Below are 24,652 nucleotides of genomic sequence, written 5' to 3' on the forward strand. Positions count from 1 at the left end.
TCAGGCTTCCGAAGCCTCGCTGTTGAGCTGGATATAGTTGGCGAGGCCCATCCGCGCGATCATCTCGAACTGGGTTTCCAGCACGTCGACATGCTCTTCCTCGTTGGAGAGAATGTCGGCAAACAGATCACGGCTGACGAAATCGCGCACGCTCTCGCAATGCGCAATCGCGTCCTTCAGCAGCGGGATCGCATCATGTTCCAGCGCAAGGTCGGCCTTGAGCACGTCCTCGACGTCCTCGCCAATGCGCAGGCGGCCGATGGCCTGAAAGTTGGGTAGGCCATCGAGGAACAGGATGCGGTCCGCCAGACGGTCGGCGTGCTTCATCTCGTCGATCGATTCGTGGCGCTCGTATGCAGCGAGCTTCTTGAGGCCCCAGTTGGCCAGCATGCGGTAATGCAGCCAGTACTGGTTGATGGCGGTCAGCTCGTTGAGCAGGGCCTTGTTGAGGAATTCGATGACCTTGGCATCACCCTTCACGCTGCGTCTCCTCGCTAGGCGCCAAGAGTAGTCAGACCAGCGATCCGGCGCAAGGCAAGTCAGGCCAGAATGCAGGACCGCGCTTCGGCGACGATCTGCTCGGCATCTTCCAGGCACTGGCGGCACTGCGGGGCAAAGCCAAGCTTGGCATAGAGCGATTCGGCATCGCCGCCTTGCTCGCAGGCGGCGCGGCGCAGGTCTTTTTCGCGGATGGCATTGCAGATGCAGATATACATCGGGAGCGAATCCTCACGCTGTGTCGCACAATACTTAATGCGAGGCATTTGCAATAGCAAGTGGGATCTGCGCGTTTGTCCGGACGCGGCAGGGCGTTGCATTTCAAGGGCAGTGGCCCTATGTCTCGCCCCGCATCAAGAGTTGGGGAATGACGCCCCGACGCCAACCTGCCGGTTTCCGGGCAAGGTGGCGCCTTCGCTAGCGAAGGGATGTGGCCGGTCCGGCAACCAAACGGAACAAGGCTGCAGGCGTCGTTTCCCGCGAAGTTCGAAGGGTTACGACACGTGCCGATCCGCATCGCCGACAATCTGCCCGCCCGCCGCACGCTGGAGGCCGAGGGCGTTATCGTCATGAGCGAGACCGAGGCCGCGCGGCAGGACATTCGTCCCCTGCGCGTCGCTTTGCTCAACCTCATGCCCGACAAGATCACCACCGAGACCCAGATTGCCCGCCTGCTCGGCGCAACGCCGCTGCAGATCGAACTCGATCTCGTGCGTATTTCAGATCACGTCAGCAAGAACACCTCGGCCGGGCACATCACCTCGTTCTACCGGCCTTGGGAAGATCTCCGCACCGAGAAGTTCGATGGCCTCATCATCACCGGCGCTCCGGTCGAGCAGATCGAATTCGAGGAGGTGACCTATTGGGACGAGATGTGCCGCATCCTCGATTGGTCGCGGCACAATGTTCACCGCACGCTGACGCTGTGCTGGGGCGCCATGGCCGCCTTGCACCACTTCCACGGCGTGCCAAAGCATGCGCTGACCCAAAAGGCGACCGGGGTGTTCAGCCACGTCAACCGTGCGCCGGCGAATCCGCTCATGCGCGGGCTGCCTGATCGGTTCGATGTCCCCGTCTCGCGCTGGAGCGAGCTGCGCGGTGCGGATCTTCCCGCCGGGCGCGGGCTCACCGTGCTGGCCGACAGCCCGGAGACCGGCCTTTGCCTTGTCAGCGATCCGGCGAACAACGCGGTCCACATGCTCAACCACCTCGAATACGATACGCTGACGCTTGCGGGCGAATATGCGCGCGATGAAGGGCGCAGCCTGCCGTTGCACTACTTTCCGGGCGATGATCCTGCCGCCGCACCGTCCAACACCTGGCGCGGCCACGGCCACCTGCTGTTCGGCAACTGGATCAACGAGACCTACCAGACGACCCCGTTCGACCGGGAGGAGATCGGCGGCTGACTCGGCCATTCGGTCCCCTCAAAGCGCAATCGCTTGCCTTTTGCGCCATGCGCCACTAAGCGCGCCCACTTCATCGGGTGCGGATTCGATGACTTGCCTGGCCATGCAGGGCTGCCACGGCGGGTCGGACGCACCCTTATCAAGGAGACGAAAATGCCCAAGCTCAAGACCAAGAGCGGTGTGAAGAAGCGCTTCAAGATCACCGCCTCCGGCAAGGTTAAGCACGGCGTCGCCGGCAAGCGCCACCGCCTGATCAGCCACAACGCCAAGTACATCCGCCAGAACCGCGGGATGGACGTGATTTCCGACGCCGATGCGAAGGTGATCAAGAAGTGGGCGCCCTACGGGCTGAACTGAGGAGCGTTAGACCATGAGCCGTATCAAACGGGGTGTTACCACCCGCGCCAAGCACAAGCGCATTCTCGAACAGGCCAAGGGCTATCGGGGCCGCCGCAAGAACACCATCCGCGTTGCCCGTCAGGCCGTCGAAAAGGCCGGCCAGTACGCGTACCGCGACCGCAAGGTGAAGAAGCGGGAGTTCCGCGGTCTGTGGATCCAGCGCATCAACGCCGCTGTCCGCGCCGAAGGCCTGACCTACTCGCAGTTCATCCACGGCACCAAGCTTGCCGGGATCGAACTCGATCGCAAGGCCATGGCCGATCTCGCGATGAATGAAGGCGCTGTCTTCACGGCGATCATCGCGCAGGCCAAGCAGGCTTTGGCGAACTGATCGGAATGTAACGGCCCGACGTTCCAATCTGGTGCGTTTGGCGGTTATTGATTTCTGAATCTGGCTGAAATGCAAGGGGGCACCGGTCTTGGGACCGGTGCCCTTTTTGCCATTTTGGACTGTTCCCGTTGTGGCCCATAGGCGTTATGATCCTACCAACGGGGATAATAACGAGGGGCGCAATAGTGAACGGTCCATGTGCCGTCAGGGTACGATTCCATCAGCCGCCCGCGGCCATGCGCCCCTATTTCACAACCTTCTACATCACCGAAATCGTTGTTGGCGCCGAAGGCCAGGTCACCGATCATCTCCACCCCGAATGGGCCAATCTGCGCATCATCAGCGGAGCCCTCCCTGTTTCGCAGATCCGCGGTGCCGCCCCGTTCGGCGGCGTCACCGGCATTGTCACCGGGCCGACCAGCACTGCGGTGCGCTTCACCACAGGGACCTCGCGCATCTGGGGGATCGGCCTGCTGCCCCTCGGCTGGGCCAAGTTCGTTGCCGCCCCGGCAAATGCCTATGCCGATCGCCTCTGCGATTCGGCGGCGGAACCGGCATTTGCGCCGCTGTGTCCTCTGGTGGATACGCTGTTCGGGCCTGAGCCTGATGAAGCTGCTGAGCTCGAGCGCATCACCCGCCACTTCGAAAGCCTCGCAGCCCGTCCTCTGCCCGAGGAAGCGCGCATTCGGACCGTTCATCATGCACTTGTCGATCCCGACGTCGGCAGCGTGGCGGACATGGCGCAGCGGACCAGTTTGCCCACGCACACGCTGGAGCGCGTCTGCCGCCGTCACTTCGGTTTTCCGCCCAGCTTGCTGCTGCGCCGCCAACGCTTCATGCGCAGCCTCTCGCAGTACATGCTCGATCCCTCGCTGAAGTGGATCGGTGCCATCGATTCGCACTATCACGATCAGGCGCAGTTCGTGCGCGAGTTCCACCACTTCATGGGGATGAGCCCTAGCGCTTACGCCGCGCTGCCCCATCCGGTGCTCGCCGGGGTCATGCGCGCACGCATGGTGGCCGCCGGGGCACCGGTGCAGGCATTGCACGATCCCTCAAGGGACTGAACGCGCGCCTTGGATTCCGCGCCGTTTGGCGCTAGCGGCGGGCGCGATGGAACAGCTTGAACCTACACTCGCCGCGATTGCAGCGGCAGACACGATCGAAGCCGTCGAGGCGCTCCGCGTCAGCGCGCTTGGCAAGCAGGGCTGGGTCTCGGCCCTGCTCAAGTCGCTGGGCGGCATGAGCCCCGAGGAACGCACCAGTACCGGGCCGCGCATCCACGCCGCGCGCGAGGCCGTCACCGCCGCGCTCGGTGAACGCCGCACCGCGCTGGAAAGCGCCGCGCTCGAGGCAAAGCTTGCGGCGGAGACTGCCGACCTTTCGCTCCCCGCACCGGCGGCCCCGCGCGGCAGTGTCCACCCGGTCAGCCAGGTCATGGACGAGCTGGCAGAGATTTTCGCCGACATGGGCTTTGCCGTGGCGACGGGTCCGGAGATCGAGGACGACTGGCACAACTTCACCGCGCTCAACATGCCCGAAACGCACCCGGCGCGTGCGATGCACGATACGTTCTACTTCCCGGACAAGGATGCAGAAGGCCGCTCGATGCTGCTGCGCACGCATACCTCGCCGGTCCAGATCCGCTCGATGCTCAGCCAGGGCGCGCCCTTGCGCGTGATTGCGCCGGGCCGCGTCTACCGGTCAGATAGCGACGCCACGCACACCCCGATGTTCCATCAGATCGAGGGCCTCGTGATCGACAAGGGGATCCACCTCGGCCACCTCAAGTGGACGCTGGAAACCTTCCTCAAGGCCTTCTTCGAACGCGAAGATATCGTCCTGCGCCTGCGCCCCAGCTACTTCCCTTTCACCGAACCTTCGGTCGAAGTCGACGTCGGCTACACCCTGATCAATGGCAAGCGCGTGGTCGGCGGCAGCGGCGATGCGGCGAACGGCGGCTGGATGGAAGTGCTCGGTTCCGGCATGGTCAACCGCAAGGTGATCGAATTCGGCGGGCTCGATCCCGATGAATGGCAGGGCTTTGCCTTCGGCACCGGTGTCGACCGGCTCGCCATGCTCAAATACGGCATGGACGATCTGCGCGCCTTCTTCGATGGCGATGTGCGCTGGCTCCAGCACTACGGCTTCGGCGCGCTCGATGTGCCGACCCTTTCCGGCGGCGTGGGAGTGCGCGCATGAAGTTTGCTCTCTCATGGCTCCAGGCCCTGCTTGATACCAAGGCCGATGCCCGCACCATTGCCGAGAAGCTGACCTCGCTCGGCCTCGAGATCGAAGGCGTCGAGGATGCCTCCGCCGCGCTCAAGAAGTTCCGCGTCGCCCGCGTGCTGAAGGCGGAACGGCACCCGCAGGCGGACAAGTTGCAAGTCCTCTCGGTCGATCTGGGTGATGGCAACCCGCTGCAGGTTGTCTGCGGAGCGCCGAATGCGCGCGCGGGCCTCGTCGGCGTTCTCGGCGTTCCCGGCGCAGTGGTTCCGGCCAACGGCATGGAGCTTCGCAAGTCCGCCATCCGCGGCGTCGAATCCAACGGCATGATGTGCTCGACGCGCGAGCTCGGCCTTGGCGAAGAGCACGATGGCATCATCGAGCTGCCCGCCGATGCACCCATCGGCACCAGCTTTGCCGATTATCTCGGCTCCGACCCGGTGTTCGACGTGGCGATCACGCCCAATCGGCCGGACTGCATGGGCGTCCACGGCATCGCGCGCGATCTCGCGGCGGCGGGCCTTGGCGTGCTCAAGCCGATCGACGTCGCGCCGATCGCCGGCAGCTTCCCCTGTCCGGTGGAAGTCCGCACCGAAGACCCCGAAGGCTGCCCCGCTTTCTACGGCCGCGTCATTCGCGGTGTGAAGAACGGCCCCAGCCCGCAGTGGCTGCAGGACCGCCTCAAGAGCGCGGGCCAGCGCCCGATTTCGGCGCTGGTCGACATTACCAACTACGTGATGCTCGGCTATGGCCGCCCCGCGCATGCCTATGACCTCGCCAAGCTCTCCGGCGCCGTCTGCGCCCGCAAGGCTCGGGAAGGGGAGACCTGCCTTGCCCTCAACGGCAAGGAATACGCGCTCGAACCATGGATGACCGTGATCGCCGACGAATCTGGCGTTCACGATATCGCCGGGATCATGGGCGGCGAACATTCGGGGTGCTCGGAGACGACCACGGACGTCCTCCTCGAAGTTGCCTACTTCACCCCCGCCAATATCGCCCGCACCGGGCAGGCGCTGGCGCTCACTTCCGACGCGCGCGGCCGCTTCGAGCGCGGGGTCGATCCAGCCTTCCTTGATACCGGCATGGACCTGCTCACCAGCCTGATCCTCGAGATCTGCGGCGGCGAGCCGAGCGAAGTGATCCGCGCCGGCCAGCCCCCGCTTGCGCGCAAGAGCATCGGATATGATCCGGCGCTCGCCGGCAATCTTGGCGGGATCGATGTCGCCAATGGCGAACAGAAGCGCATCCTTGCCGCGCTTGGTTTCGAAGTTCTCGAAGACTTGGCCAGGCACTGGGATGTGACGGTGCCGACCTGGCGCCCGGACGTCGACGGCGCGCCCGACATCGTCGAGGAAGTGATCCGAGTGCATGGCCTCGATGCCGTGCCCTCCACCCCGCTGCCGCGCGCCGACGGCGTCGCCAAGCCTACCGCCACGCCCGCGCAGATGCAGGAGCGCCGCATCCGCCGTGCCGCCGCCGCGCGTGGCTTGAACGAGGCAGTGACCTGGTCGTTTCTCCCCACGAGCGAGGCCGCGCACTTTGCTGATGGCGATCTCTGGACGCTGGCCAATCCGATCTCCGAAGACCTCAAGACCATGCGCCCCTCGCTGCTGCCGGGCCTGCTTTCGGCGGCGCGGCGCAATCTCGATCGCGGCGCCACTTCGGTCCGTCTGTTCGAGATCGGCCGCCGCTATCTGCGCGGGGAAGGCGGCGCGAGCGACGAGCAGCCCAGCCTCGCCGTCGTGCTCGCGGGCGAAGCTGCACCGCGCGGCTGGGCGACAGGGAAGGCCAAGGCCTTCGATGCGTTCGATGCCAAGGCCGAGGCGCTTGCGCTCCTCGCCGAAGCTGGTGCGCCGGTCGACAACCTGCAGGTGATGGGTGAGGCAGGCAGCCAATTCCACCCCGGCCAGTCCGCCACCTTGCGCCTCGGGCCCAAGACCGTGCTCGCGCGCTTCGGTCTGCTGCATCCCACCACCGCCAAGGCCTTCGATCTGGCCGGGCCGGTTGCGGTGGTCGAACTGTTCCTCGGTGCGATCCCCGCGCGCAAGGGCCCCGGCAGCTTCGCGCGCCCGCACTTCGCGCCGCCCGCGCTGCAGGCCGTCACGCGCGATTACGCGTTCCTCGTGCCCGCCGCACTCCCTGCTGGCGATCTGCTGCGCGCCGTGCGCGGGGCGGACAAGGCCAACGTGGTCGCCGCGCGTGTGTTCGATGATTTCCGAGGGCAGGGCGTGCCGGAAGGTCACAAGTCGCTGGCCGTCGAAGTCACTTTGCAGCCGGTCGAGAAGAGCTACGACGAGGCGACCTTGAAGGCGATCACGGACAAGATCGTGGCAGCCGGAGCGAAGCTCGGCGGCGTGCTGCGCGCCTGAAAACACCTGCCAGCCGGGGACCGATGACCGATCTTGTTGTCCTTGCAAGCGAAGACCTCACCGCGCGGATCAACCCGTTCGGCGCGGAGCTTTCCTCGCTGACCGATGCATCTGGCCGTGAGTACATGACCGATGCGGACCCGGCCTTCTGGTCGGGCCGCGCGCCGCTGCTGTTCCCGATTGTCGGCGCGCTGGCGGAAGACACGCTGCGCCATGAAGGGCAGGCATTCCGGATGCCCAAACACGGCTTCGCCCGCCGCAGTGCATTTGCTTTGACCGAGCAGTTGGCGGATCGCGTGGTGTTCCGGCTGGAAGACAGCGCCGAGACCCGGGCCAGCTATCCCTTTGCCTTCGCGCTCGAGATGGCCTTCACGCTCTCCGGCATGACGCTGGCGATGACGGCGACGGTCCACAACACCGGCGATGCCCCGCTGCCCTTCAGCTTCGGCTACCACCCGGCCTTCGCCTGGCCGCTTCCCGGCGGTGCCGACAAGGCCGCCCACTGCGTGGTGTTCGAGGCGGACGAACCGCAGCCTATCCGCCAACTCGACAAGGCAAGCGGCCTGCTCCGCCCGGATGGCGTGCCCAGCCCGGTGCAGGGCCGAGAACTCCCGCTCGAACCCGAACTCTTCCGCCACGATGCGCTGATCTGGACCGAACTCGCCAGCCGCCGCCTGTCTTATGGAGCCGATGGCGGCACTTGGCTCGACATCGCCTTCCCGGATAGCCCAATGCTCGGCATCTGGCAGGTCCCCGGCGCGCGCTACATCTGCATCGAGCCGTGGCAGGGCCATTCCGATCCGGTGGGCTATGCTGGAGAGTTCGGTGACAAACCCGGTGTGATGGTCCTGCCTCAAGGGGCAAGCTGCAACTTCCGAATGGATGTGACCATCCGTCCTGCCTAATCTTCAGGCATGCCGAGCGCCGTCATTTTCGCCAACCCAGATGTCCTGCATGTTGCCTTCGCGGCGAATATCCTGATCCTTGCCCCGGTCTGCTGGGGCATGATCGCGCCCACCGCCGCTGCCACAGTGTTTCAGGGCGCCGTGACGGAAAGCGCCGGCCTGCGTGTGCTGGTGCTCAGCCTGTGGTCGGCGATCCTTGCGGCCTCCGTTTGCGGCCTCTTCGCCCCCGCCTTTTTCGCGCCGCTGCTCCTGGTGCAGATCTTCTACAAGACGCTGTGGCTTGCGCTCTTCGTCTGGCCCGCGATCCGTGCCGGGGCGCCGGTGCCGTGGGGCGTCGCCGGAACCTTCGCCGCGATCGTGGTGATCTGGCCGGTCCTGCTGCTGCTCGCTCTGCGCGGCTGAGGCGTGACACCGCCGCGCCCCTCGGCTAGGCGGCGCACATGAGTTCCAATCGCCGCACCTTTGCTATCATCTCGCACCCTGATGCGGGCAAGACCACGCTGACCGAGAAGCTGCTCCTCCAGGGCGGCGCTATCCACCTGGCCGGTGAGGTGAAGGCGCGCGGGCAGGCGCGGCGCGCCCGGTCTGACTGGATGAAGATCGAGCAGCAGCGCGGCATCTCGGTCACGTCTTCGGTCATGACCTTCCAGAAAGACGGCGTCGTCTTCAACCTGCTCGATACCCCGGGCCACGAAGACTTCTCCGAAGACACCTACCGCACGCTGACCGCAGTCGATTCGGCGATCATGGTGATCGATGCGGCCAAGGGCATCGAGCCGCAGACGCGCAAGCTGTTCGAGGTGTGCCGCCTGCGTTCGGTGCCGATCATCACCTTCGTCAACAAGGTCGACCGCGAAGGCCGCCCGGTGTTCGAAACGCTCGATGAAGTCGCCGATGCGCTTGCGCTCGATGTCTGCCCGATGTCTTGGCCCATCGGCATGGGCGGGATTTTCGAAGGCGTGCTCGATTTTGCGACAGGCACGATCGCCCGCCCCGAAGGCGACAGCCGCGAATTCCTCGGCAAGCGCGATCCGCTCGTCGATGGTGCCATCCCTGCCGAGATCGCCGAGGAAATCGAGCTCGCGCAAGTCGGATATCCCGAATTCGATCTCACCGCCTACCGCAACGGCGATCTCACGCCGGTTTACTTCGGCTCGGCGCTCAAGAACTTTGGCGTCGCCGAAATGATCGACGCCATCGCCCGCTATGCCCCGCCGCCGCGTCCGCAGCCGTCGGACAGCGGCACAATCGAGACCGATCACCCCGAAGTCACCGGCTTCGTGTTCAAGGTCCAGGCCAACATGGACCCGATGCACCGCGACCGCATTGCGTTCATGCGCATGGTCTCGGGCACCTTCAAGCGCGGCATGAAGCTCACGCCCTCGGGACTTGGCAAGCCGATCGCCGTCCATTCGCCGATCCTGTTCTTCGCGCAGGACCGCGAGATTGCCGATACTGCCGAGGCCGGGGACATCATCGGCATCCCCAACCACGGCACTTTGCGCGTGGGCGACACGCTGTCTGAAAAGAACACCGTCCGCTTCACCGGCCTGCCCAATTTCGCGCCGGAAATCCTCCGCCGAGTCCAGTTGAAGGACCCGACCAAGACCAAGCAGCTGAGGAAGGCGCTGGACGACCTTTCGGAAGAAGGCGTGATCCAGGTGTTCTACCCGGAGATCGGTGCGCAATCGATCGTCGGCGTGGTGGGCCAGCTCCAGCTCGACGTGCTGATTTCCCGTCTGGAAGCGGAATACAAGGTCGAGGCCGTGCTCGAACCCTCACCGTTCGACACCGCGCGCTGGATCAAAGGTAGCGATGCTGCCTTGCGCAACTTTGCCGATTTCAACCTTTCGAATCTCGCCAAGGACCGCGACGGCGATCCCGTATTCATGGCGCGCTCGGCGTGGGATGTCGGCTACCAGCAGGAACGCAATCCGGAGCTGACCTTCAGCGCCACCAAGGAGCGGTAAAGCCATGCGCATCGCGGTCACAGGCAGCAGCGGCAAACTCGGCAAGGTTGCGGTCGCGGCGCTCAGGGCAGCAGGGCACCGCGTCACCGGCTTCGATATCGTCAGTTCGGTCTATGGAGACGATACGGTACGGCTCGATTGCGCGGATTTCGGCGCGGTCATGGGCGCACTTTCCGGGGTTGATACGGCAGCCCGCCGCTTCGATGCCGTGCTCCACCTTGCCGGCATTCCCAAGCCCGGCGCGACGACCGACGAGGCCGCCTTTCGCATCAATGTGATGGGCACCTACAACGTGTTCTCGGCTGCCGCGCGCCTCGGCATCGGCCGCGTTGTCTGGGCCTCCAGCGAGACGATTCTCGGCCTCCCCTTTGCGGAGCCGCCGCTTTTCGCCCCCATCGACGAGACGCACCCGCTGCTTCCAAACTGGTCCTACGCGCTCGGCAAGCGGGTGGGGGAAACCATGGCCGACGAGTTCACCCGCTGGCATGCCGGCCTCGCCGTGGTCTCGCTGCGCTTCTCCAACGTCTATGTGGCTGAGGACTACGCGCTGCTGCCGCAGATCCAGGCCGACCCGGCAAGCCGCAAGTGGAACCTGTGGAGCTATATTGACGCGCAGGACGCTGCCGAGGCCTGCCGCTGCGCGCTGGAGGCAAAGACAACCGGTCACGAGGCGATGATCATCGCCGCTGCAGAGAATCTGATGGGCCGTCCCTCGCGCGATCTGATGGCGGAGCACTTCCCCGCCGTGCCGCTGGCCGAGAGCCTTGCGGGCGAGGCTTCGTTGCTCTCCTCGGCCCGCGCGGGCGACCTGATCGGGTACGTGCCGCGTGTTTCGTGGCGCCAGCGCGTCTAGCCTGCGCGTTACAACCGCACTTGCGGCCTGTTCGCACCTGCGGCAGAGACATCCTATGACACTGCTCGGCCCCACCTCGAACACCTTCATCTCGCAGCGCCTGCGCCTTCACTATGTTGACTGGGGCAATGCGGAGAAGCCGCCGCTCCTCCTCATCCACGGGGGGCGCGACCATTGCCGCAGCTGGGACTGGACGGCCGAGGCCCTGCGCGACGATTGGCATGTCATCGCGCTCGATCACCGCGGCCATGGTGACAGCGAGTGGGCGTCCGACGGCAATTATCGCACGATGGACATGGTCTACGACGTTGCGCAACTGGTGCACCAGCTCGGCCTGGCCCCGGTCACCATCGTCTCGCATTCATGGGGCGCCAACGTCGCGCTGCGCTATGCGGGCCTTTTCCCCGAGGATGTGGCCAAGCTCGTCGCGATCGAGGGCATTTTCCCCACGCCCGACTGGGAACTGCGCATGAAGGACGTGCCCTTCGCTCGCCGCGTGCGTGACTATATCGCCGAAAAGCGCAAGGCCGCCGGCCGCCTGCCGCGCCGCTACGCGACGCTTGAAGACGCTTATGCGCGCATGAAGTCGGAGAATCCCTACCTCACCGACGTGCAGGCTCGCCACCTCACGATCCACGGGATCAACCGTAACGAGGACGGGACTTTCACCTGGAAGTTCGACCCTTACGTCCACATCGATCACCCCTACGACATCTCCACCGAACGCAAGCACGAGCTGTGGGAGGCGATCACCTGCCCGACCCTGCTGCTCAACGGCGCGGATTCGTGGGCAGGCAATCCGGAGCGCGATGGCCGCATCAAGCACTTCCGCGATGGCAAGGTGCTCGAGTTCGAGAACGCCGGGCATTGGCTCCACCACGATCAGTTCGACCGTTTCATCGCGACCTTGCGCGATTTCCTCTGATGGCCGATTTCACCGACCGCATCCTGCCTCAGCATGAGGCGATGATGGGCGCGCAGAGCGTTTTCTTCGTGGCAACGGCGGCGGCGGACGCGCGGATCAACCTCTCGCCCAAGGGGTATGACAGTTTCCGCGTGCTCGGGCCCAATCGGGTCGCCTATCTCGATCTGGCAGGCTCGGGCAACGAGACTCACGCGCATCTGGTGGCCGATGGCCGGATCACGATCATGATGTGCAACTTCGGCCAGCCTCCGCTGATCCTGCGCCTCTACGGCACCGGCCGCCCGGTCCTGCCGCAGGATCCGGAGTGGGAAGAACTTGCGGCCCACTTCACCATCCTGTCCGGCACCCGCCAGATTTTCGACATCGCGGTCGACACCGTGCAGACCAGCTGCGGTTGGGGTGTCCCGGTCATGACGCTTGAGACCGAGCGGCACACATTGGTCAAGTACCACGCCCAGGCCGACGAGGCGGCATGGATGGCCAAGACCTCGGGCCGCAGAACCAGCATTGACGGCCTCCCGACCACGCCCACGGACCGCTTCTTCCGCGGGAATTGAGGCATGGCGTCTGCCCATTTTTTGGGCAGACGCAGGAATCTGCACAAGATTCGAGCGTGCCGACTGCGTAGTTTTCCGCAGTCGCGAAGAGAAACCCCCTGATTCCAACGTTCCGCGCATTTGGCACGGTGTTTGCGAAGCCTAGTCAGCCGGCGGGTCGCCCGGCGAGAAGGCCGCAAAGGGGGCATGAATGAAATTCATCATCGCCATCATCAAGCCGTTCAAGCTCGACGAAGTGCGCGAGGCGCTCTCCGGGCTGGGCGTTGCCGGGATGACGGTGTCGGAAGTGAAGGGTTTCGGCCGTCAGAAGGGCCAGACCGAGATCTACCGCGGCGCCGAATACACCACCAATATGCTGCCAAAGGTGAAGATCGAAATCGCTGCGAGCGACGATCTGACCCCCCGGATCATCGAGGTGATCCAGCAGACCGCCAGCACCGAGGCGATCGGCGACGGCAAGATCTTCGTTCTCGATCTTGCTTCGGCCACCCGCATCCGCACCGGCGAAACCGGGGATACCGCGCTGTGAGCGGCCTGTCTTTCAACGCAGTGTCGGCAAGCGCGGTGGGGACCGCCACTTCTGACATGAGGGGAACTTCGATGATCCGTAAGATGATCGGCGGGGTCGTGGGCGCAGGCTTGACGCTCGGCGCCGCTTCCACTGCCTTTGCCCAGGCGGCAATGGTCAAGGCGCCCGACGTGGCGGCCCAGGCGACCATGGTGAACAAGGGTGACACCACCTGGATGCTCGTTTCGTCCGTGCTCGTCCTGATGATGAGCATTCCGGGCCTCGCGCTGTTCTACGGCGGTCTCGTTCGTACCAAGAACATGCTTTCGGTTCTCATGCAGGTGTTCATGATCGTCTCGATCGCGGGCCTGCTCTGGGCAACCTACGGTTACAGCCTCGCCTTCACCGGCGGCTCGCCGTTCATTGGCGGCTTCGGCAAGGCGCTCATGGCTGGCGTTACCAGCGGGACCTACTCGGCGACGTTCTCCAACAACGTCTACATTCCCGAACTCAGCTACTTCGTCTTCCAGATGACCTTCGCCATGATCACACCGGCGCTGTTCATCGGCTCATTTGCTGAGCGCATCAAATTCACCCCGCTGATGGTGTTCGTGGTGGCGTGGTCGACCTTCGTCTACTACCCGATCGCGCACATGGTCTGGTACTGGGCTGGTCCGGACTTCCTCGTCGATGCGCCGACCGACTCCGGTCTGCTGTGGGCCATGGGTGCGCTGGACTTTGCGGGCGGCACCGTCGTTCACATCAACGCCGGTATTGCGGGCCTCGTGGGCTGCCTCCTCCTCGGCAAGCGCCTGGGTTATGGCAAGGAAGCCACCCCGCCGCACTCGCTGACCATGACCATGATCGGCGCCTCGCTGCTGTGGGTTGGCTGGTTCGGCTTCAACGCGGGCTCCAACCTTGAATCGAACGGCGTCGCTGCGGTTGCCTTCGTCAACACGATGCTCGCCACTTGCGCTGCTGCGGTCAGCTGGGCGATTGTCGAGCAGGTCGTGCACGGCAAGCCTTCGATGCTGGGTGCTGCTTCGGGTGCCGTCGCCGGTCTCGTCGCGATTACTCCGGCTTCGGGTTACGGCGCGCCGATGACCTCGATCGTCCTCGGCCTCGTGGTTTCGCCGCTCTGCTTCTTCTTCGTCAGCACGGTGAAGAACAAGTTCAAGTACGACGACACGCTCGACGTCTTCGGTGTTCACTGCATCGGCGGTATCACCGGTGCCATCGCCACCGCTATTGTCGCTTCGCCGGCACTCGGCGGCCAGGGTGTCATCGATTACACCCAGTTCCCGGCTGTTGCGGCTCCGACCTACGACATCGCTGCCCAGCTGATTGTCCAGGTCAAGGCGGTGCTCCTGACCCTTGTGTGGTCCGGTGTCGGTACGGCGGCGATCTGGTTCGTTCTCGACAAGACCCTGGGCATGCGGATCAGCGAAGAAGGCGAGCGCGAAGGCCTCGACATCGCTGACCATGGTGAGCGTGCCTACAACTACTGATTAACCAGCTTGGCGGGGCCAGTGGGCGAGATCCTCTCCCTCTAGCCCGACGGGGCCCCGCCAGACGATGTTCCTCCTGCGAACAGACTAAGGCCGGAAGTGCAACCGCACTTCCGGCCCTTTTTTGTTTTACAACAGCATGTTGCCGGCCGAGCTAGAGGCTTGGAGTCCCCGTTAACCTTCCCACAACGCCCTTGGGTTACATACCTAATGTCTAGTAATCAGCTAGCTAGGGGATATCTGAGTGGTGCTGCGCAAGGCACGCGAGGTTTTCGGGATCGGGGCAGTCGATGCCTCACCATCCCGCACATCCGAAAGCGAAGCGGCGGCGCTGTGCCACACCTACGAAGATCTCGGCCTCGGCTTCTTCTGGTCCACCGATGCGGAAGGGCGCCTGACCTACCTCTCGCCCGGTGCCCATGCGCTGCTGGTGGGGGAGGGAACGGCCACGGGGCAGACCTTCCTCGAACTTTTCCTCAAGACCGGCAATGAGAGCGAAGGCGAACGAACGCTGCCCTTCGCTTTCGCGCGCAAAGGGCGCTTCGAGAAGATTACCGTGCGCAGCGAGCGCGGCGATGGCGAGACGCTGTGGTGGGCCATCTCCGGCGAGCCGATCACCCATCGCGGCGAATTCGCCGGCTTTCGCGGCCACTGCGAGGACATCACCGGCGAACGGCGCTCGGCCGAGGAAAGCTCGCACATGGCGATGCATGATGCGCTGACCGGCCTGCTCAACCGGCGGCGCATGTCGCAGCTGCTCGAACGCACGCTCACCCAGTGCACCCAGCAGCGCAGCCCCTGCGCGATCATGCTGATCGACCTCGATCGCTTCAAGCAGGTCAATGATACCCTGGGCCACGCGGCCGGCGATGCCCTGCTCAAGCAGGTGGCAGCCCGGCTTGTCCGCGTGGTGGGCGACAAGGAGAAGGTCAGCCGTCTCGGCGGTGACGAATTCCAGGTGATCATGCCGGGGGTCGAGGATCGCGGTGTGCTCGGCGATATGGCGACGAGCATCATCACCAGCATCTCGCAGCCCTATACGATCGATGGCAGCCGCTGCCTGATCGGCGCGTCGGTCGGTGTCGCGGTATCCCCGTTCGATGGTGAGGACAGCGACAGCCTCGTGCGCAATGCGGACCTTGCGCTCTATGCCGCAAAGGGCGGCGGGCGCGGCCGTTTCCGGTTCTTCAGCGCGGACCTCCTCAAGGCCGCTGCCGACCGCCGCCTGCTCGAGGAAGACCTCCACGACGCACTGCAGCGGGACGAGCTCGAAATTCACTACCAGCCGGTCGTGCGGGCGGCGGACAACCATGTCGTCGGCGTCGAGGCGCTGGTGCGCTGGAACCACCCCGAACATGGCCCGGTCAGCCCGGCGCGGTTTATCCCGATTGCCGAGGAATCGAACCTCATCAAAGGCATCGGCGAATGGGTCCTGCGCCGCGCCTGCGAGGAAGTTGCGGCCTGGCCCGGCGGCCTGCGCGTGGCCGTCAACGTTTCGCCCGTACAATTCGCGGATGATGGCTTCCCGGCACTCGTCGCCAGCGCGCTGGCCAATTCTGGCATCGAGCCCGAACGGCTGGAGCTGGAGATCACCGAAAGCGTGTTCCTGCAGGAGGGCGGCGCAACCAACGAACGCTTCAAGGCGCTCAAGGGCCTTGGCGTGCGGCTGGCGCTCGATGATTTCGGCACCGGCTATTCCTCGCTCGGCTATCTGAAGACGGCGCCGTTCGACAAGATCAAGATCGATCAGTCCTTCGTGCGCGGCGCGACCGAGGCAGGCTCGCGCAACCGCGCCATCATCGCCGCGATTGTCGCGCTGGCGCAGGCGCTGGAAATGGACACGACGGCAGAGGGCGTCGAGAGCTTCGACCAGTTCGATCTCATGAAAAGCCTCAACGTCACGCTGGTGCAGGGCTACATCTACAGCCACCCGATCCCCAACGATCAGTTCGTCCAGAAGCTCAACGAAGGCGACTGGATCATCGAGCCTTCGGGCCCAGCCTTCCAGCGCCATGATCGGCAGGCGATGTTCCGCCGCATTGGCGCGATCCATGATAACCACTACTACCCGGTCGTGCTGCGCAACCTCTCGGTCTCCGGCGCGCTGATCGAGGGCCTTGTCGATGTGCCGGTCGGTGCCGAATTCGTGATCGATCTCGGCGAAGGCCAGCTGGCGGTTGCGCGCGTCCGCCGCTCGCGCAAGCGCCAGCAAGGGCTTGAGTTCGAGCAGGCGCTTGTGCCCGATGGCAATGGCGGCCTGTGCACGCGCCACCGCGCCTCGCCTTATCAGCTTGCCGCAGCCGGCCTGCCGCAAAGCCCGCGCGGCGAAGGCGGACAGCCGGTCGGCCCACATCTCATCGGCGGGGGTGAGGATGGCAAGGCTTCGATGCCCGCTTTCGCCATGGCAAGCGACTGGAAGGGCGCCAATCTGCGCGTCGATCCGTAATCGCCCGTGTGAGACGGTTCCCTTGGCGCGGCAAGCCCGCTAAGGCGCGCCGGTCATGTCCGAGCCATCTGCACCTGCTTCCGCCACCCGTCCCGTGCCCAAGCCGTGGATTGCGGCGATCCATCCTTATGTGCCCGGCAAGTCGACCGGCACCGACGGGCAGGTGCTGATCAAGCTTTCGGCCAACGAAAACCCCCTCGGCACCAGCCCCCTCGCGCGGGCTGCCCGCCTTGGCAGCGGTGAGGGCGCGGGCGATCCGGCGCGGTATCCCGATCCCGATAGCCATGCGTTGCGCGGTGCGCTCGGCGCGCTTCACGGCATCGATCCGGCGCGGATCGTCATGGGCACCGGTTCTGACGAACTGCTCCACCTGGCCGCGCAGGCCTTTGCCGGGCCGGGCGACGAGGTGCTCTATCAGCGCTACGGTTTCTCGGTCTACGAGATCGCCGCCCGTCGCTGCGGTGCGGAGCCGGTCGAGGCCCTCGATCGGGATTACGCGGCGGACGTCGATGTCCTGCTCGGCTGCGTGACGCCGCGCACGCGGGTGGTCTTCCTCGCCAATCCGAACAACCCCACCGGCAGCTACCTGCCTCGCGCCGAACTGGCCCGGCTGCACGCAGCGCTTCCGGCGGATGTGCTGCTGGTGGTCGATCAGGCCTATGCGGAATATGTCGCTGCCGATGCTGACGACGGTGCCTTCGCGCTCGCCGCCACGACAGAGAACGTGCTGATCACCCGCACCTTCTCCAAGATCTACGGGCTTGCCGGCGAACGGGTCGGCTGGGCGACCGGGGCGCCGCATCTGATCGACATGCTGGGCCGCATCCGCGGGCCGTTCAACCTCACCGTCACCGCGCAGGCCGCGGCGCTTGCCGCGCTCGGCGATCAGGCCTTCATCGCGGCCTCGCGTGAGCATAACCGCACCGAACGGACGCGCTTCGTCGCCGCGCTTGCGGCCCTCGGCAACCACGGCCTGCGTCCGCTGCCGAGCGAGGCGAACTTCGTGCTGATCGAGTTCACCGGCGCGCTGACCGCTGAAGGTGCCTACAAGGGCCTGATGGACCATGGTTTCATCACCCGCTGGCTGCCGGGGCAGGGCCTGCCGCAATGCCTGCGCATCACCATCGGCACGGCGGAAGAGATGGACCGCGTCGCCGCTGTGCTGCGCCAGCTCGCCGAAGCCGCACGATGAGCGCGCCTGCGCCCTTCGCGCGGGTCGCTGTCATCGGGCTCGGCCTCCTGGGCGGCTCGGTCACCCGCGCTGTTCATGCGCACTTGCCGGATGCGATCACCACCGGTTTCGATGCCGACCCAGCCGTGCGCGCCCGTGCCCGGGAGATCGGCCTTGCCAATTTCGTGCCCGAGACAGTGGCCGAAGCCGTCACCGGAGCCGATCTGGTCGTGCTGTGCGTCCCTGTCGGCGCCATGGGGGCGGCAGGAGCGAGCATCGCAGCGCACCTTGCGCCCGGCGTGATCGTGACGGACGTGGGCTCGAGCAAGGCCAGCGTCGCCAAGGCGCTGGCCGAAGCTCTGCCCGGCGTGACCGTGATCCCCTCGCACCCGGTTGCTGGCACCGAGCAGAGCGGGCCGGATGCGGGCTTTGCCGCGCTGTTCCGCAATCGCTGGTGCATCGTCACCCCGCCCGCCGGTGCGGACGAGACCGAAGTTGCGCGGCTCACCGCATTCTGGGAGGCGCTCGGCGCGCGGGTCGAGGTGATGGATGCCGAGCATCATGACCGCGTGCTCGCCGTCACCAGCCATCTGCCGCACCTCATCGCCTATACCATCGTCGGCACCGCTTCGGATCTCGAGGAAGTGACGCAGAGCGAAGTGATCAAGTACTCCGCCGGCGGCTTCCGCGATTTCACCCGCATCGCCGCCTCCGATCCGACGATGTGGCGCGACGTGTTCCTGAGCAACCGCGATGCCGTGCTCGAAATGCTCCAGCGCTTCAGCGAAGATCTTACCGAACTGCAGAAGGCGATCCGCAAGGGCGACGGTGCCGTGCTGTTCGATACCTTCACCCGCACCCGCGCCATCCGCCGCTCGATCATCGAGATGGGCCAGGATGATGCGCGGCCAGACTTCGGGCGCAGCCACGAGGACTAGCTGACGAGAAACATTCCCGAGACAAGGATCATCACCGCAGTTGCTGCCCAGCCGCCGATCTTGAGCAGCGGCGGCAGGGTCAACCGGCCCATGACCTTGGGATTGCTGGCTGCCAGCATGGTCATCACCATCAGCGGCGGCGCCAGCAGGCCGTTGATCACCGCGGTCCAATAGAGCGCCTGCATCGGATCGATGCCGATCAGGTTGAGGGCCATACCGCCCAGCACCGCCACCACGATCGCGCCATAGAACGCCTTGGCCTCGTGCGGCTTGCGGTCCAGCCCCTCGGTCCAGCCGAAGGTTTCCGAAAGCGCATAGGCCGCCGAACCCGCCAGCACGGGGACTGCCAGCAGGCCGATCCCGATGATCCCCACCGCGAAGAGCAGGAAGCTGAGATCGCCTGCGATCGGGCGCAGTGCGCTGGCAGCAGCATCGGCGGAGGCAACCTCATTGATGCCGTGTGCGTGGAGCGTCGCCGCTGTCGCAATCACGATGAACAGCGCGGTCACGCTCGTCACGCCCATGCCGACCACGGTGTCGGTCCGCATCCGGGCAAGGCCGGGGCCCGCCGCGCGCGGATAGACGCCGAGCGGGTGCTTGTGCAGCCGGTGCTGCTCCTCCACTTCCTGCCCCGCCTGCCAGAAGAACAGGTAGGGGCTGATCGTGGTCCCTAGCGTCGCGATCACCGCCATCGTGGTCTGCCGGTCAAAGCTCAGTTGCGGCACGAGCACCCCGCGCAGGACTTCACCGGGTGAGAGCTTCGCGACGAACGGCACGAGGATGTAGGCCAGCAGCGAGAGCGCGGACCATTTGAGGATGCGGGTATAGCGCGCGTAGCTCACGAAGATCTCGAGCAGCACCGAGATCACGCCGAACAACACGACGTAGAGCATGGTCGGCCCTGGCAGCAGCAGATTGAGCGCGGCTGCCATCGCGCCGAGGTCCGAGCCAAGGTTGATCGTGTTGGCAACCAGCAGGAGCATGACCGAAAACCACAGCACCGGGCGCGGATAGTGTCGCTTCAGGTTGTGCGCGATGCCATGCCCGGTCACCGCGCCGATCCGTGCACAGATCATCTGCGTTGCGACCAGCAGCGGGTAGCTGAACACCATGATCCAGGCGAGGCTGAAGCCGAACTGCGCGCCGACCTGGCTGTAGGTGCCGATCCCGCTCGGATCGTCGTCTGCCGCCCCGGTGATCAGCCCGGGCCCGAGCACCTCGCCCCAGCTGCGCGCATCGGCCTCGGTGTGCTTCTCGTCGAGGCGGGCGTCCTCAACGCTCACGGGTTGAGCGCATTGATGGCGGCATGGACGCGCGCTTCGATGTCTGCGCGCGGGAGGCCGGGGGGAATTTCCTCCCCGAAGCGATAGCGGATCTTGCCGGAGCGCTTCCACAGACGGTGATAGAGCGGCCCGCTATCGACCGCGACCGGCACGACCGGCAGGCCGAGCATCTTGTAGAGCCCGGCAAAGCCTGCCTGCAGCGCAGGGCGGGTGCCGTGGGGCACGCGCGTGCCTTCGGGAAAGATGATCAGCGGCCGCCCGTCCGCCGTCCAGCGCCGCGCTTCGGCCAGCATGGCCCTGAGCGCACTGGCGCCGCGTGCGCGGTCCACCGCGATCAGGCCATAGCGCGTGCCGATCGCACCCCACAGCGGGATGCGCAGCAACTGCTCCTTCGCGAAGACCACCGGCAGGGGGTACATGTGCGGCAAATCGATCGCCTCGAAGAAGGATTCGTGCTTGATCGCATAGAGAACGCCGGCACGGGGCATGAAACCCTCGGCTTCTACGGTGATGCCCAGCAATACCCGGACGCAGGTCCGGTGCCAGCCAGACCACACCCGCACCATCTGCTTGTAGCGATCCCCGCCCAGCGGCATCACGGCGAGCGCCGCGATTACCTGCAACACCGTGCCGCCGTAGAACGCGACATAGAAGGCAAGGCTGCGCAGCACATCGGGCAGGCGCGGGCAGGCGGCTTCGTAGCGACTCATGGTCTGCCCTACCACCCCGCAAGCCACGCGAGCATGCGCGCAAGCAGCTTGTGGTATTCGATGAACAGCGTCTTCATGCTCGGGCGCGAGGGCACCGCATCGGGCAGGATTTCCACCCCGCGCGGGGCGGCCATGGCAAGATCGAACTGCGCCCGCCGCATGTGCCAGTCGGTGGTGACAAGGCGCACCGAGGTGATGTGCTCCGCCGCGATCCAGCGCGCGGCTTCCAGGGCGTTGGAGCGCGTATCGACGGATTCGAAGCCGAGCGTCACGCAGCAGGCGAGGAGCTGCGGCGATACCTTGTATTCGGCGGCGAACTCGCCCGGCTTAACTTCGCTCGCCACCCCTGCGATCAGCGCCTTGCGGGCCTGCCCGGCGCGCAGCACGTCGATCGCGCGCGGAATGCGTCCGCCCGCACCGGTCAGCGCGATCACGCCGTCCGTTTTCTGCGCACCCGCCGGGCGCGGAAGGGCGAGGGCGAACCACAGGAAGCCGAGCACCCACGCGAGCAGCACCGCCGCGCCGATGCGGCGAAAGAGGCCGGGTGGCTTGCGCACGCGTGCCATTTCAGAGCATCCGCCGCAAGGCGGCCAGCACGGTTACCCGCGCTGTCAGCACCGCGAGCGCGACACCGGCGAGCGGGATTGCCGCAATCACGATCCAGTCCTGCCAGTGCAGCACCGCGCCTGCCACCATGCCCGAGCCGAGCCCCGCGAACTGGCGCGAGAGCGTGACGATCGTCACCACGCCGAACAGCAGGCCCGCAAGGCCACCGGCGGCAGCATCGAAGGCCATCGAGCGCTGGAACACCCGCGCGATCTGCTTGTCGGTGCCGCCCAGCATATGCACGATCTCGATCGTTTCGCGGTGATTGCCCAGCGCATTGCGCGAAGCGAGCAGCACGGCCGCAATCGTCGCGATAGCCAGCAGCGCGATCAGGCCGCCAGCCAGCCACTGCAGCGTTCCGATCGCGGCGAACACCGGCGCCAGCCACCCGGCTTGCGCATCGATGCGAGCAGAGGCGGCGACCGGAACCACCAGCGCGCGCAAGTGCGCCACCTGGTCCGCCGTTGCAGCACCCTTGAGCCGCACGTCGATCAAGGCCGGGATCGGCAAGGCCTCGACATCGTCGCCGGGCCGCGTGCCGAGCCATGGCTCGACCAGAGTGTTGAGTTCCTCCTGCGCCACTTGCCGAACTTCGGCCACTTCGGGCGCCTTTGCAAGCACGGCGACCACCGCTGCGGCCTGGCGAAGCCGTTCGGCCGGGGCGGCGGTCACGATCTGCACGGTGACGCCGCCTTCCAGATCCGCGCTCGCGGTTGCGGCCGCGTTGCGCAGGGCAAGCCCGCTGGCGGCGGCAACCACAGTCATCGCGATCATGATCGCGATGACCCACGGCATCGGCCCCGAAAGCTGCGCTTCGGGCAGCAGTCGCGGGTCGCTTGCCGCAGAACCGCCGCGCCAGCGCAGGAACAGGGAGGAAAGGAAGCCCATCTCCTGAAACGCTCAGAGCGGCGGCGACGCGTCGGCGCCAGCCATGGCCGGGCGGCGGGGCGGATAGCGCAGCGCACCCGTCGGGTCGCTCAGCCGCCCCTTGTCGAGCCGCATGATCAGCGATTCCGGCACTTTGCGGATCAGGTGAACATCGTGGGTGGCGACCACCACGGTCGTGCCCAGCCGGTTGAGGCTTTCAAACAGGCGCAGCAGCTTCAGCGCCATGTCCGGGTCGACGTTGCCGGTCGGCTCGTCGGCGACGAGCATGTCGGGCCGGGCGATCACCGCGCGGGCGATGGCCACGCGCTGCTGCTCCCCGCCGGAAAGCGTTGCGGGCCGGGCATGCTGTCGGTCGCCCAGTCCCACCCAGTCGAGCATTTCGCCCACCGGCCGCGCGATGTCCTTCTCGCTCACGCCCGCCACCCGCAGCGGCAGCGCCACGTTGTCGAAGGCGGAAAGGTGATCGACCAGCCGGAAGTCCTGAAAAACAACGCCAATGCGGCGGCGGAATCCGGGCAGGCGTTCGCGCGGCAGGGTGATCGCATCGGTGCCGAACAATCGGATCAGCCCGCGCGAAGGGCGCTGCGCCAGATAGAGCAGCTTGAGCAGGCTGGTCTTGCCCGCGCCGCTCGCACCGGTGAGAAAATAGAAGCAGCCCGGGTAGAGCGTGAACGAGACATCGGCCAGGATTTCCTTGTCCGTTCCGTAGCGCAGCCCGACGTTGTCGAACTGGACGATTTCGGCATCAGGCTGGTTCATGTCAGGCGTTGCGGTCCCGAAGGGTGGTTGGTGCGCGCGGGGCCCGCGCACTGCTTGCGGCGGCTATACGGCGCAATCGATGTGGAAAAAAGGGCAGGCGAGCACTTCTCCCCGTCCGTCCCTATTGTTTCCTTGCATCCCCCCATGCTTAACCCGCCCCATGATCATTGCGTGCCCCGCCTGCTCGACGCGCTACGTCCTCCCCGACAGCGCGATAGGTGTGGAGGGCCGCACGGTGCGCTGTGCCAAGTGCCGGCACAGTTGGTTCCAGCACGGTCCTGAACTGCCGCCGCGAGAGGAGATGGCACCCTCGGCGACACCGATCTCCGCTCCGCCGCCTGCACCGGAACCCGAAGACCAGCCCGGATCCGTATCGGCAGAGCCGGTGCCCGAACCGCCCGTCGTCCCGCGGCCGGTGATCCGTCCGGCCACGCGCTCGGCGGACGATGGTTTCGACGATAACGCCTCAAGCTTCGATCACCAGCCGCCATTCCGCCCGCGTCGCAACACCGCGAAGCTGTGGACGATCGCCGGAGTCAGCTTCGCCGCGCTCGTCGCGGTGCTGATTGCGCTCGCCTCGTGGCTCGGCCTGCCGCGCTGGTTGCCTGCTGCACACGCCACGTTCGGGGCCGGCAACCCCGATCTCGTGCTGGCGTTCCCCTCCGAACGCCAGGATCGCCGCACGCTTCCCAATGGCACCGAATATTTCGGCGCCAGCGGCACTGTCACCAATGTCGGCAAGCAACCGCAGGAAGTCCCGCCGATCCTGATCGTGCTGCGCGATGCCAAGGACAAGGTGGTCTACACCTGGGATGTCTCCCCCCCGCGCGAGATGCTGAGGCCCGGCGAGAGCGTGACGATCAACGAAGCGGTGACCGACGTCCCGAAAAGCGCCAAGGTCGCGGAGATCGGCTGGAAGCCGGAGTGATCCCCTGCTGGCTTGCGGCAGCCCTGTTGCTTGGGGGCGTCCAATGTCCGGCCGGCAAGGAGAACTCAGATTGGGCTACCCCGACTTTCGGTCCGTCGCACCCTGAATTTGTCCTCGATTTCCCGGCCAGCGGAGTTGATCGTCGAACGCTTCCGAATGGCCGCGAGTTCGCGCTGATCCATGGCACGATCACCAATGCCTCGAAGGCATCGGCAATGCCGCCGCAACTGCACATCGTGCTGCGCGATGCTGACGATAGGGTCATCTATACATTTGATGTCCCCGCCCTGACCGAGCCGCTAATGCCCGGTGAAAGCGTGCAGATCGATCAAACCTTGGTCGACGTTCCAAAAAGCGCCAAGGTCGCGGAGATCGGCTGGAAGCCCGAATAAAAAATCCTCGGCTAGTTGTTGCGCGGCGCGGGGGGCTTTGCTAGGGGCGCCCCTCTACCCCGGCGGGGCA

At 65.6% G+C, this 24,652-nt stretch carries 26 protein-coding genes and 1 riboswitch; of the genes, 19 read left to right on the forward strand and 7 right to left on the reverse strand.

Going from position 1 to position 24,652, the window contains the following annotated elements:
• The gene (gene bfr / locus ACODS2_RS01480; protein WP_488997267.1) at positions 1-480 is read right to left on the reverse strand and encodes a bacterioferritin; all 480 of its coding nucleotides are present in this window, start codon (positions 478-480) and stop codon (positions 1-3) included.
• Positions 481-539: 59 nt separating this feature from the next.
• On the reverse strand, positions 540-716 hold the full coding sequence (locus ACODS2_RS01485) for a (2Fe-2S)-binding protein (RefSeq protein ID WP_488997268.1): 177 nt from the start codon (positions 714-716) through the stop codon (positions 540-542).
• 127 nt (positions 717-843) lie between these two features.
• A riboswitch (SAM-I-IV-variant riboswitch) is annotated at positions 844-958 on the forward strand.
• 43 nt (positions 959-1,001) lie between these two features.
• Between ACODS2_RS01485 and ACODS2_RS01490 the strand changes: the two genes are divergently transcribed.
• The 17 genes from ACODS2_RS01490 to ACODS2_RS01570 all read left to right on the forward strand — a co-directional run bounded on the left by ACODS2_RS01490 (position 1,002) and on the right by ACODS2_RS01570 (position 19,016).
• Positions 1,002-1,907 carry a homoserine O-succinyltransferase gene (locus ACODS2_RS01490; protein ID WP_488997269.1) on the forward strand — a complete coding sequence of 302 codons (906 nt, stop codon included), beginning with the start codon at positions 1,002-1,004 and terminating at the stop codon, positions 1,905-1,907.
• A gap of 153 nt (positions 1,908-2,060) precedes the next feature.
• Positions 2,061-2,264, forward strand: coding sequence for a 50S ribosomal protein L35 (gene rpmI / locus ACODS2_RS01495; RefSeq protein WP_054122496.1), 204 nt, complete (start codon positions 2,061-2,063; stop codon positions 2,262-2,264).
• A gap of 13 nt (positions 2,265-2,277) precedes the next feature.
• A complete protein-coding gene (gene rplT / locus ACODS2_RS01500; protein ID WP_054122467.1) occupies positions 2,278-2,637 on the forward strand; it encodes a 50S ribosomal protein L20 in 360 nt (119 codons plus the stop codon).
• Positions 2,638-2,873: 236 nt separating this feature from the next.
• On the forward strand, positions 2,874-3,704 hold the full coding sequence (locus tag ACODS2_RS01505) for a helix-turn-helix domain-containing protein (protein WP_488997270.1): 831 nt from the start codon (positions 2,874-2,876) through the stop codon (positions 3,702-3,704).
• Between the two features lie 46 nt (positions 3,705-3,750).
• Positions 3,751-4,839 carry a phenylalanine--tRNA ligase subunit alpha gene (pheS, locus tag ACODS2_RS01510; RefSeq protein WP_488997271.1) on the forward strand — a complete coding sequence of 363 codons (1,089 nt, stop codon included), beginning with the start codon at positions 3,751-3,753 and terminating at the stop codon, positions 4,837-4,839.
• A complete protein-coding gene (gene pheT / locus ACODS2_RS01515; protein WP_488997272.1) occupies positions 4,836-7,235 on the forward strand; it encodes a phenylalanine--tRNA ligase subunit beta in 2,400 nt (799 codons plus the stop codon). The genes pheS and pheT overlap by 4 nt, the downstream gene beginning before the upstream one ends.
• A 23-nt stretch (positions 7,236-7,258) precedes the next feature.
• On the forward strand, positions 7,259-8,140 hold the full coding sequence (locus ACODS2_RS01520) for an aldose 1-epimerase family protein (RefSeq protein ID WP_488997273.1): 882 nt from the start codon (positions 7,259-7,261) through the stop codon (positions 8,138-8,140).
• Between the two features lie 9 nt (positions 8,141-8,149).
• Complete coding sequence (locus tag ACODS2_RS01525) at positions 8,150-8,542, forward strand: hypothetical protein (protein ID WP_488997274.1); 393 nt, start codon at positions 8,150-8,152, stop codon at positions 8,540-8,542.
• A gap of 38 nt (positions 8,543-8,580) precedes the next feature.
• On the forward strand, positions 8,581-10,110 hold the full coding sequence (locus ACODS2_RS01530; RefSeq protein ID WP_488997275.1) for a peptide chain release factor 3: 1,530 nt from the start codon (positions 8,581-8,583) through the stop codon (positions 10,108-10,110).
• A gap of 4 nt (positions 10,111-10,114) precedes the next feature.
• On the forward strand, positions 10,115-10,963 hold the full coding sequence (locus tag ACODS2_RS01535; RefSeq protein WP_488997276.1) for an NAD-dependent epimerase/dehydratase family protein: 849 nt from the start codon (positions 10,115-10,117) through the stop codon (positions 10,961-10,963).
• 55 nt (positions 10,964-11,018) lie between these two features.
• Positions 11,019-11,888, forward strand: a complete 870-nt coding sequence (locus ACODS2_RS01540; protein ID WP_488997277.1) for an alpha/beta fold hydrolase — start codon at positions 11,019-11,021, stop codon at positions 11,886-11,888.
• Positions 11,888-12,445: a pyridoxamine 5'-phosphate oxidase family protein gene (locus ACODS2_RS01545; RefSeq protein ID WP_488997278.1), complete on the forward strand. Its 558-nt coding sequence runs from the start codon at positions 11,888-11,890 to the stop codon at positions 12,443-12,445. The genes ACODS2_RS01540 and ACODS2_RS01545 overlap by 1 nt, the downstream gene beginning before the upstream one ends.
• A 190-nt stretch (positions 12,446-12,635) precedes the next feature.
• Positions 12,636-12,974 (forward strand): P-II family nitrogen regulator, encoded by a 339-nt coding sequence (locus tag ACODS2_RS01550; RefSeq protein ID WP_072384441.1) that lies wholly within the window; start codon positions 12,636-12,638, stop codon positions 12,972-12,974.
• A gap of 71 nt (positions 12,975-13,045) precedes the next feature.
• Positions 13,046-14,461, forward strand: a complete 1,416-nt coding sequence (locus ACODS2_RS01555) for an ammonium transporter (protein WP_488997279.1) — start codon at positions 13,046-13,048, stop codon at positions 14,459-14,461.
• A gap of 244 nt (positions 14,462-14,705) precedes the next feature.
• Positions 14,706-16,907: a putative bifunctional diguanylate cyclase/phosphodiesterase gene (locus ACODS2_RS01560; RefSeq protein WP_488997280.1), complete on the forward strand. Its 2,202-nt coding sequence runs from the start codon at positions 14,706-14,708 to the stop codon at positions 16,905-16,907.
• Positions 16,908-16,962: 55 nt separating this feature from the next.
• Positions 16,963-18,099 carry a histidinol-phosphate transaminase gene (hisC, locus tag ACODS2_RS01565; protein WP_488997281.1) on the forward strand — a complete coding sequence of 379 codons (1,137 nt, stop codon included), beginning with the start codon at positions 16,963-16,965 and terminating at the stop codon, positions 18,097-18,099.
• Positions 18,096-19,016 carry a prephenate/arogenate dehydrogenase family protein gene (locus ACODS2_RS01570; RefSeq protein ID WP_488997282.1) on the forward strand — a complete coding sequence of 307 codons (921 nt, stop codon included), beginning with the start codon at positions 18,096-18,098 and terminating at the stop codon, positions 19,014-19,016. Before hisC ends, ACODS2_RS01570 begins: the two co-directional genes overlap by 4 nt.
• Here ACODS2_RS01570 and ACODS2_RS01575 read toward each other — a convergent pair.
• Genes ACODS2_RS01575 through ftsE form a run of 5 tightly spaced genes read right to left on the reverse strand, consistent with a single transcriptional unit; the run spans position 19,013 to position 23,262 of the window.
• Positions 19,013-20,299: an NRAMP family divalent metal transporter gene (locus ACODS2_RS01575; protein WP_488997283.1), complete on the reverse strand. Its 1,287-nt coding sequence runs from the start codon at positions 20,297-20,299 to the stop codon at positions 19,013-19,015. The genes ACODS2_RS01570 and ACODS2_RS01575 overlap by 4 nt on opposite strands.
• Positions 20,296-21,009: a lysophospholipid acyltransferase family protein gene (locus ACODS2_RS01580; RefSeq protein WP_488997284.1), complete on the reverse strand. Its 714-nt coding sequence runs from the start codon at positions 21,007-21,009 to the stop codon at positions 20,296-20,298. The genes ACODS2_RS01575 and ACODS2_RS01580 overlap by 4 nt, the downstream gene beginning before the upstream one ends.
• Before the next feature lie 8 nt (positions 21,010-21,017).
• Positions 21,018-21,575: a YdcF family protein gene (locus ACODS2_RS01585; protein WP_488997285.1), complete on the reverse strand. Its 558-nt coding sequence runs from the start codon at positions 21,573-21,575 to the stop codon at positions 21,018-21,020.
• Between the two features lies 1 nt (position 21,576).
• Entirely contained in the window at positions 21,577-22,503 is a 927-nt protein-coding gene (locus tag ACODS2_RS01590; RefSeq protein ID WP_488997286.1) for a cell division protein FtsX, read from the reverse strand.
• Positions 22,504-22,515: 12 nt separating this feature from the next.
• Positions 22,516-23,262, reverse strand: a complete 747-nt coding sequence (ftsE, locus tag ACODS2_RS01595; RefSeq protein ID WP_488997287.1) for a cell division ATP-binding protein FtsE — start codon at positions 23,260-23,262, stop codon at positions 22,516-22,518.
• Between the two features lie 160 nt (positions 23,263-23,422).
• Here ftsE and ACODS2_RS01600 point away from each other — a divergent pair, with 160 nt between their 5' ends.
• Both ACODS2_RS01600 and ACODS2_RS01605 read left to right on the forward strand, forming a co-directional pair.
• Positions 23,423-24,190 (forward strand): zinc-ribbon domain-containing protein, encoded by a 768-nt coding sequence (locus ACODS2_RS01600; RefSeq protein ID WP_488997288.1) that lies wholly within the window; start codon positions 23,423-23,425, stop codon positions 24,188-24,190.
• Positions 24,187-24,582 (forward strand): FxLYD domain-containing protein, encoded by a 396-nt coding sequence (locus tag ACODS2_RS01605; RefSeq protein ID WP_488997289.1) that lies wholly within the window; start codon positions 24,187-24,189, stop codon positions 24,580-24,582. Before ACODS2_RS01600 ends, ACODS2_RS01605 begins: the two co-directional genes overlap by 4 nt.
• Positions 24,583-24,652: the final 70 nt, after the last annotated feature.

This window comes from Novosphingobium sp. FG137 (assembly GCF_057809735.1).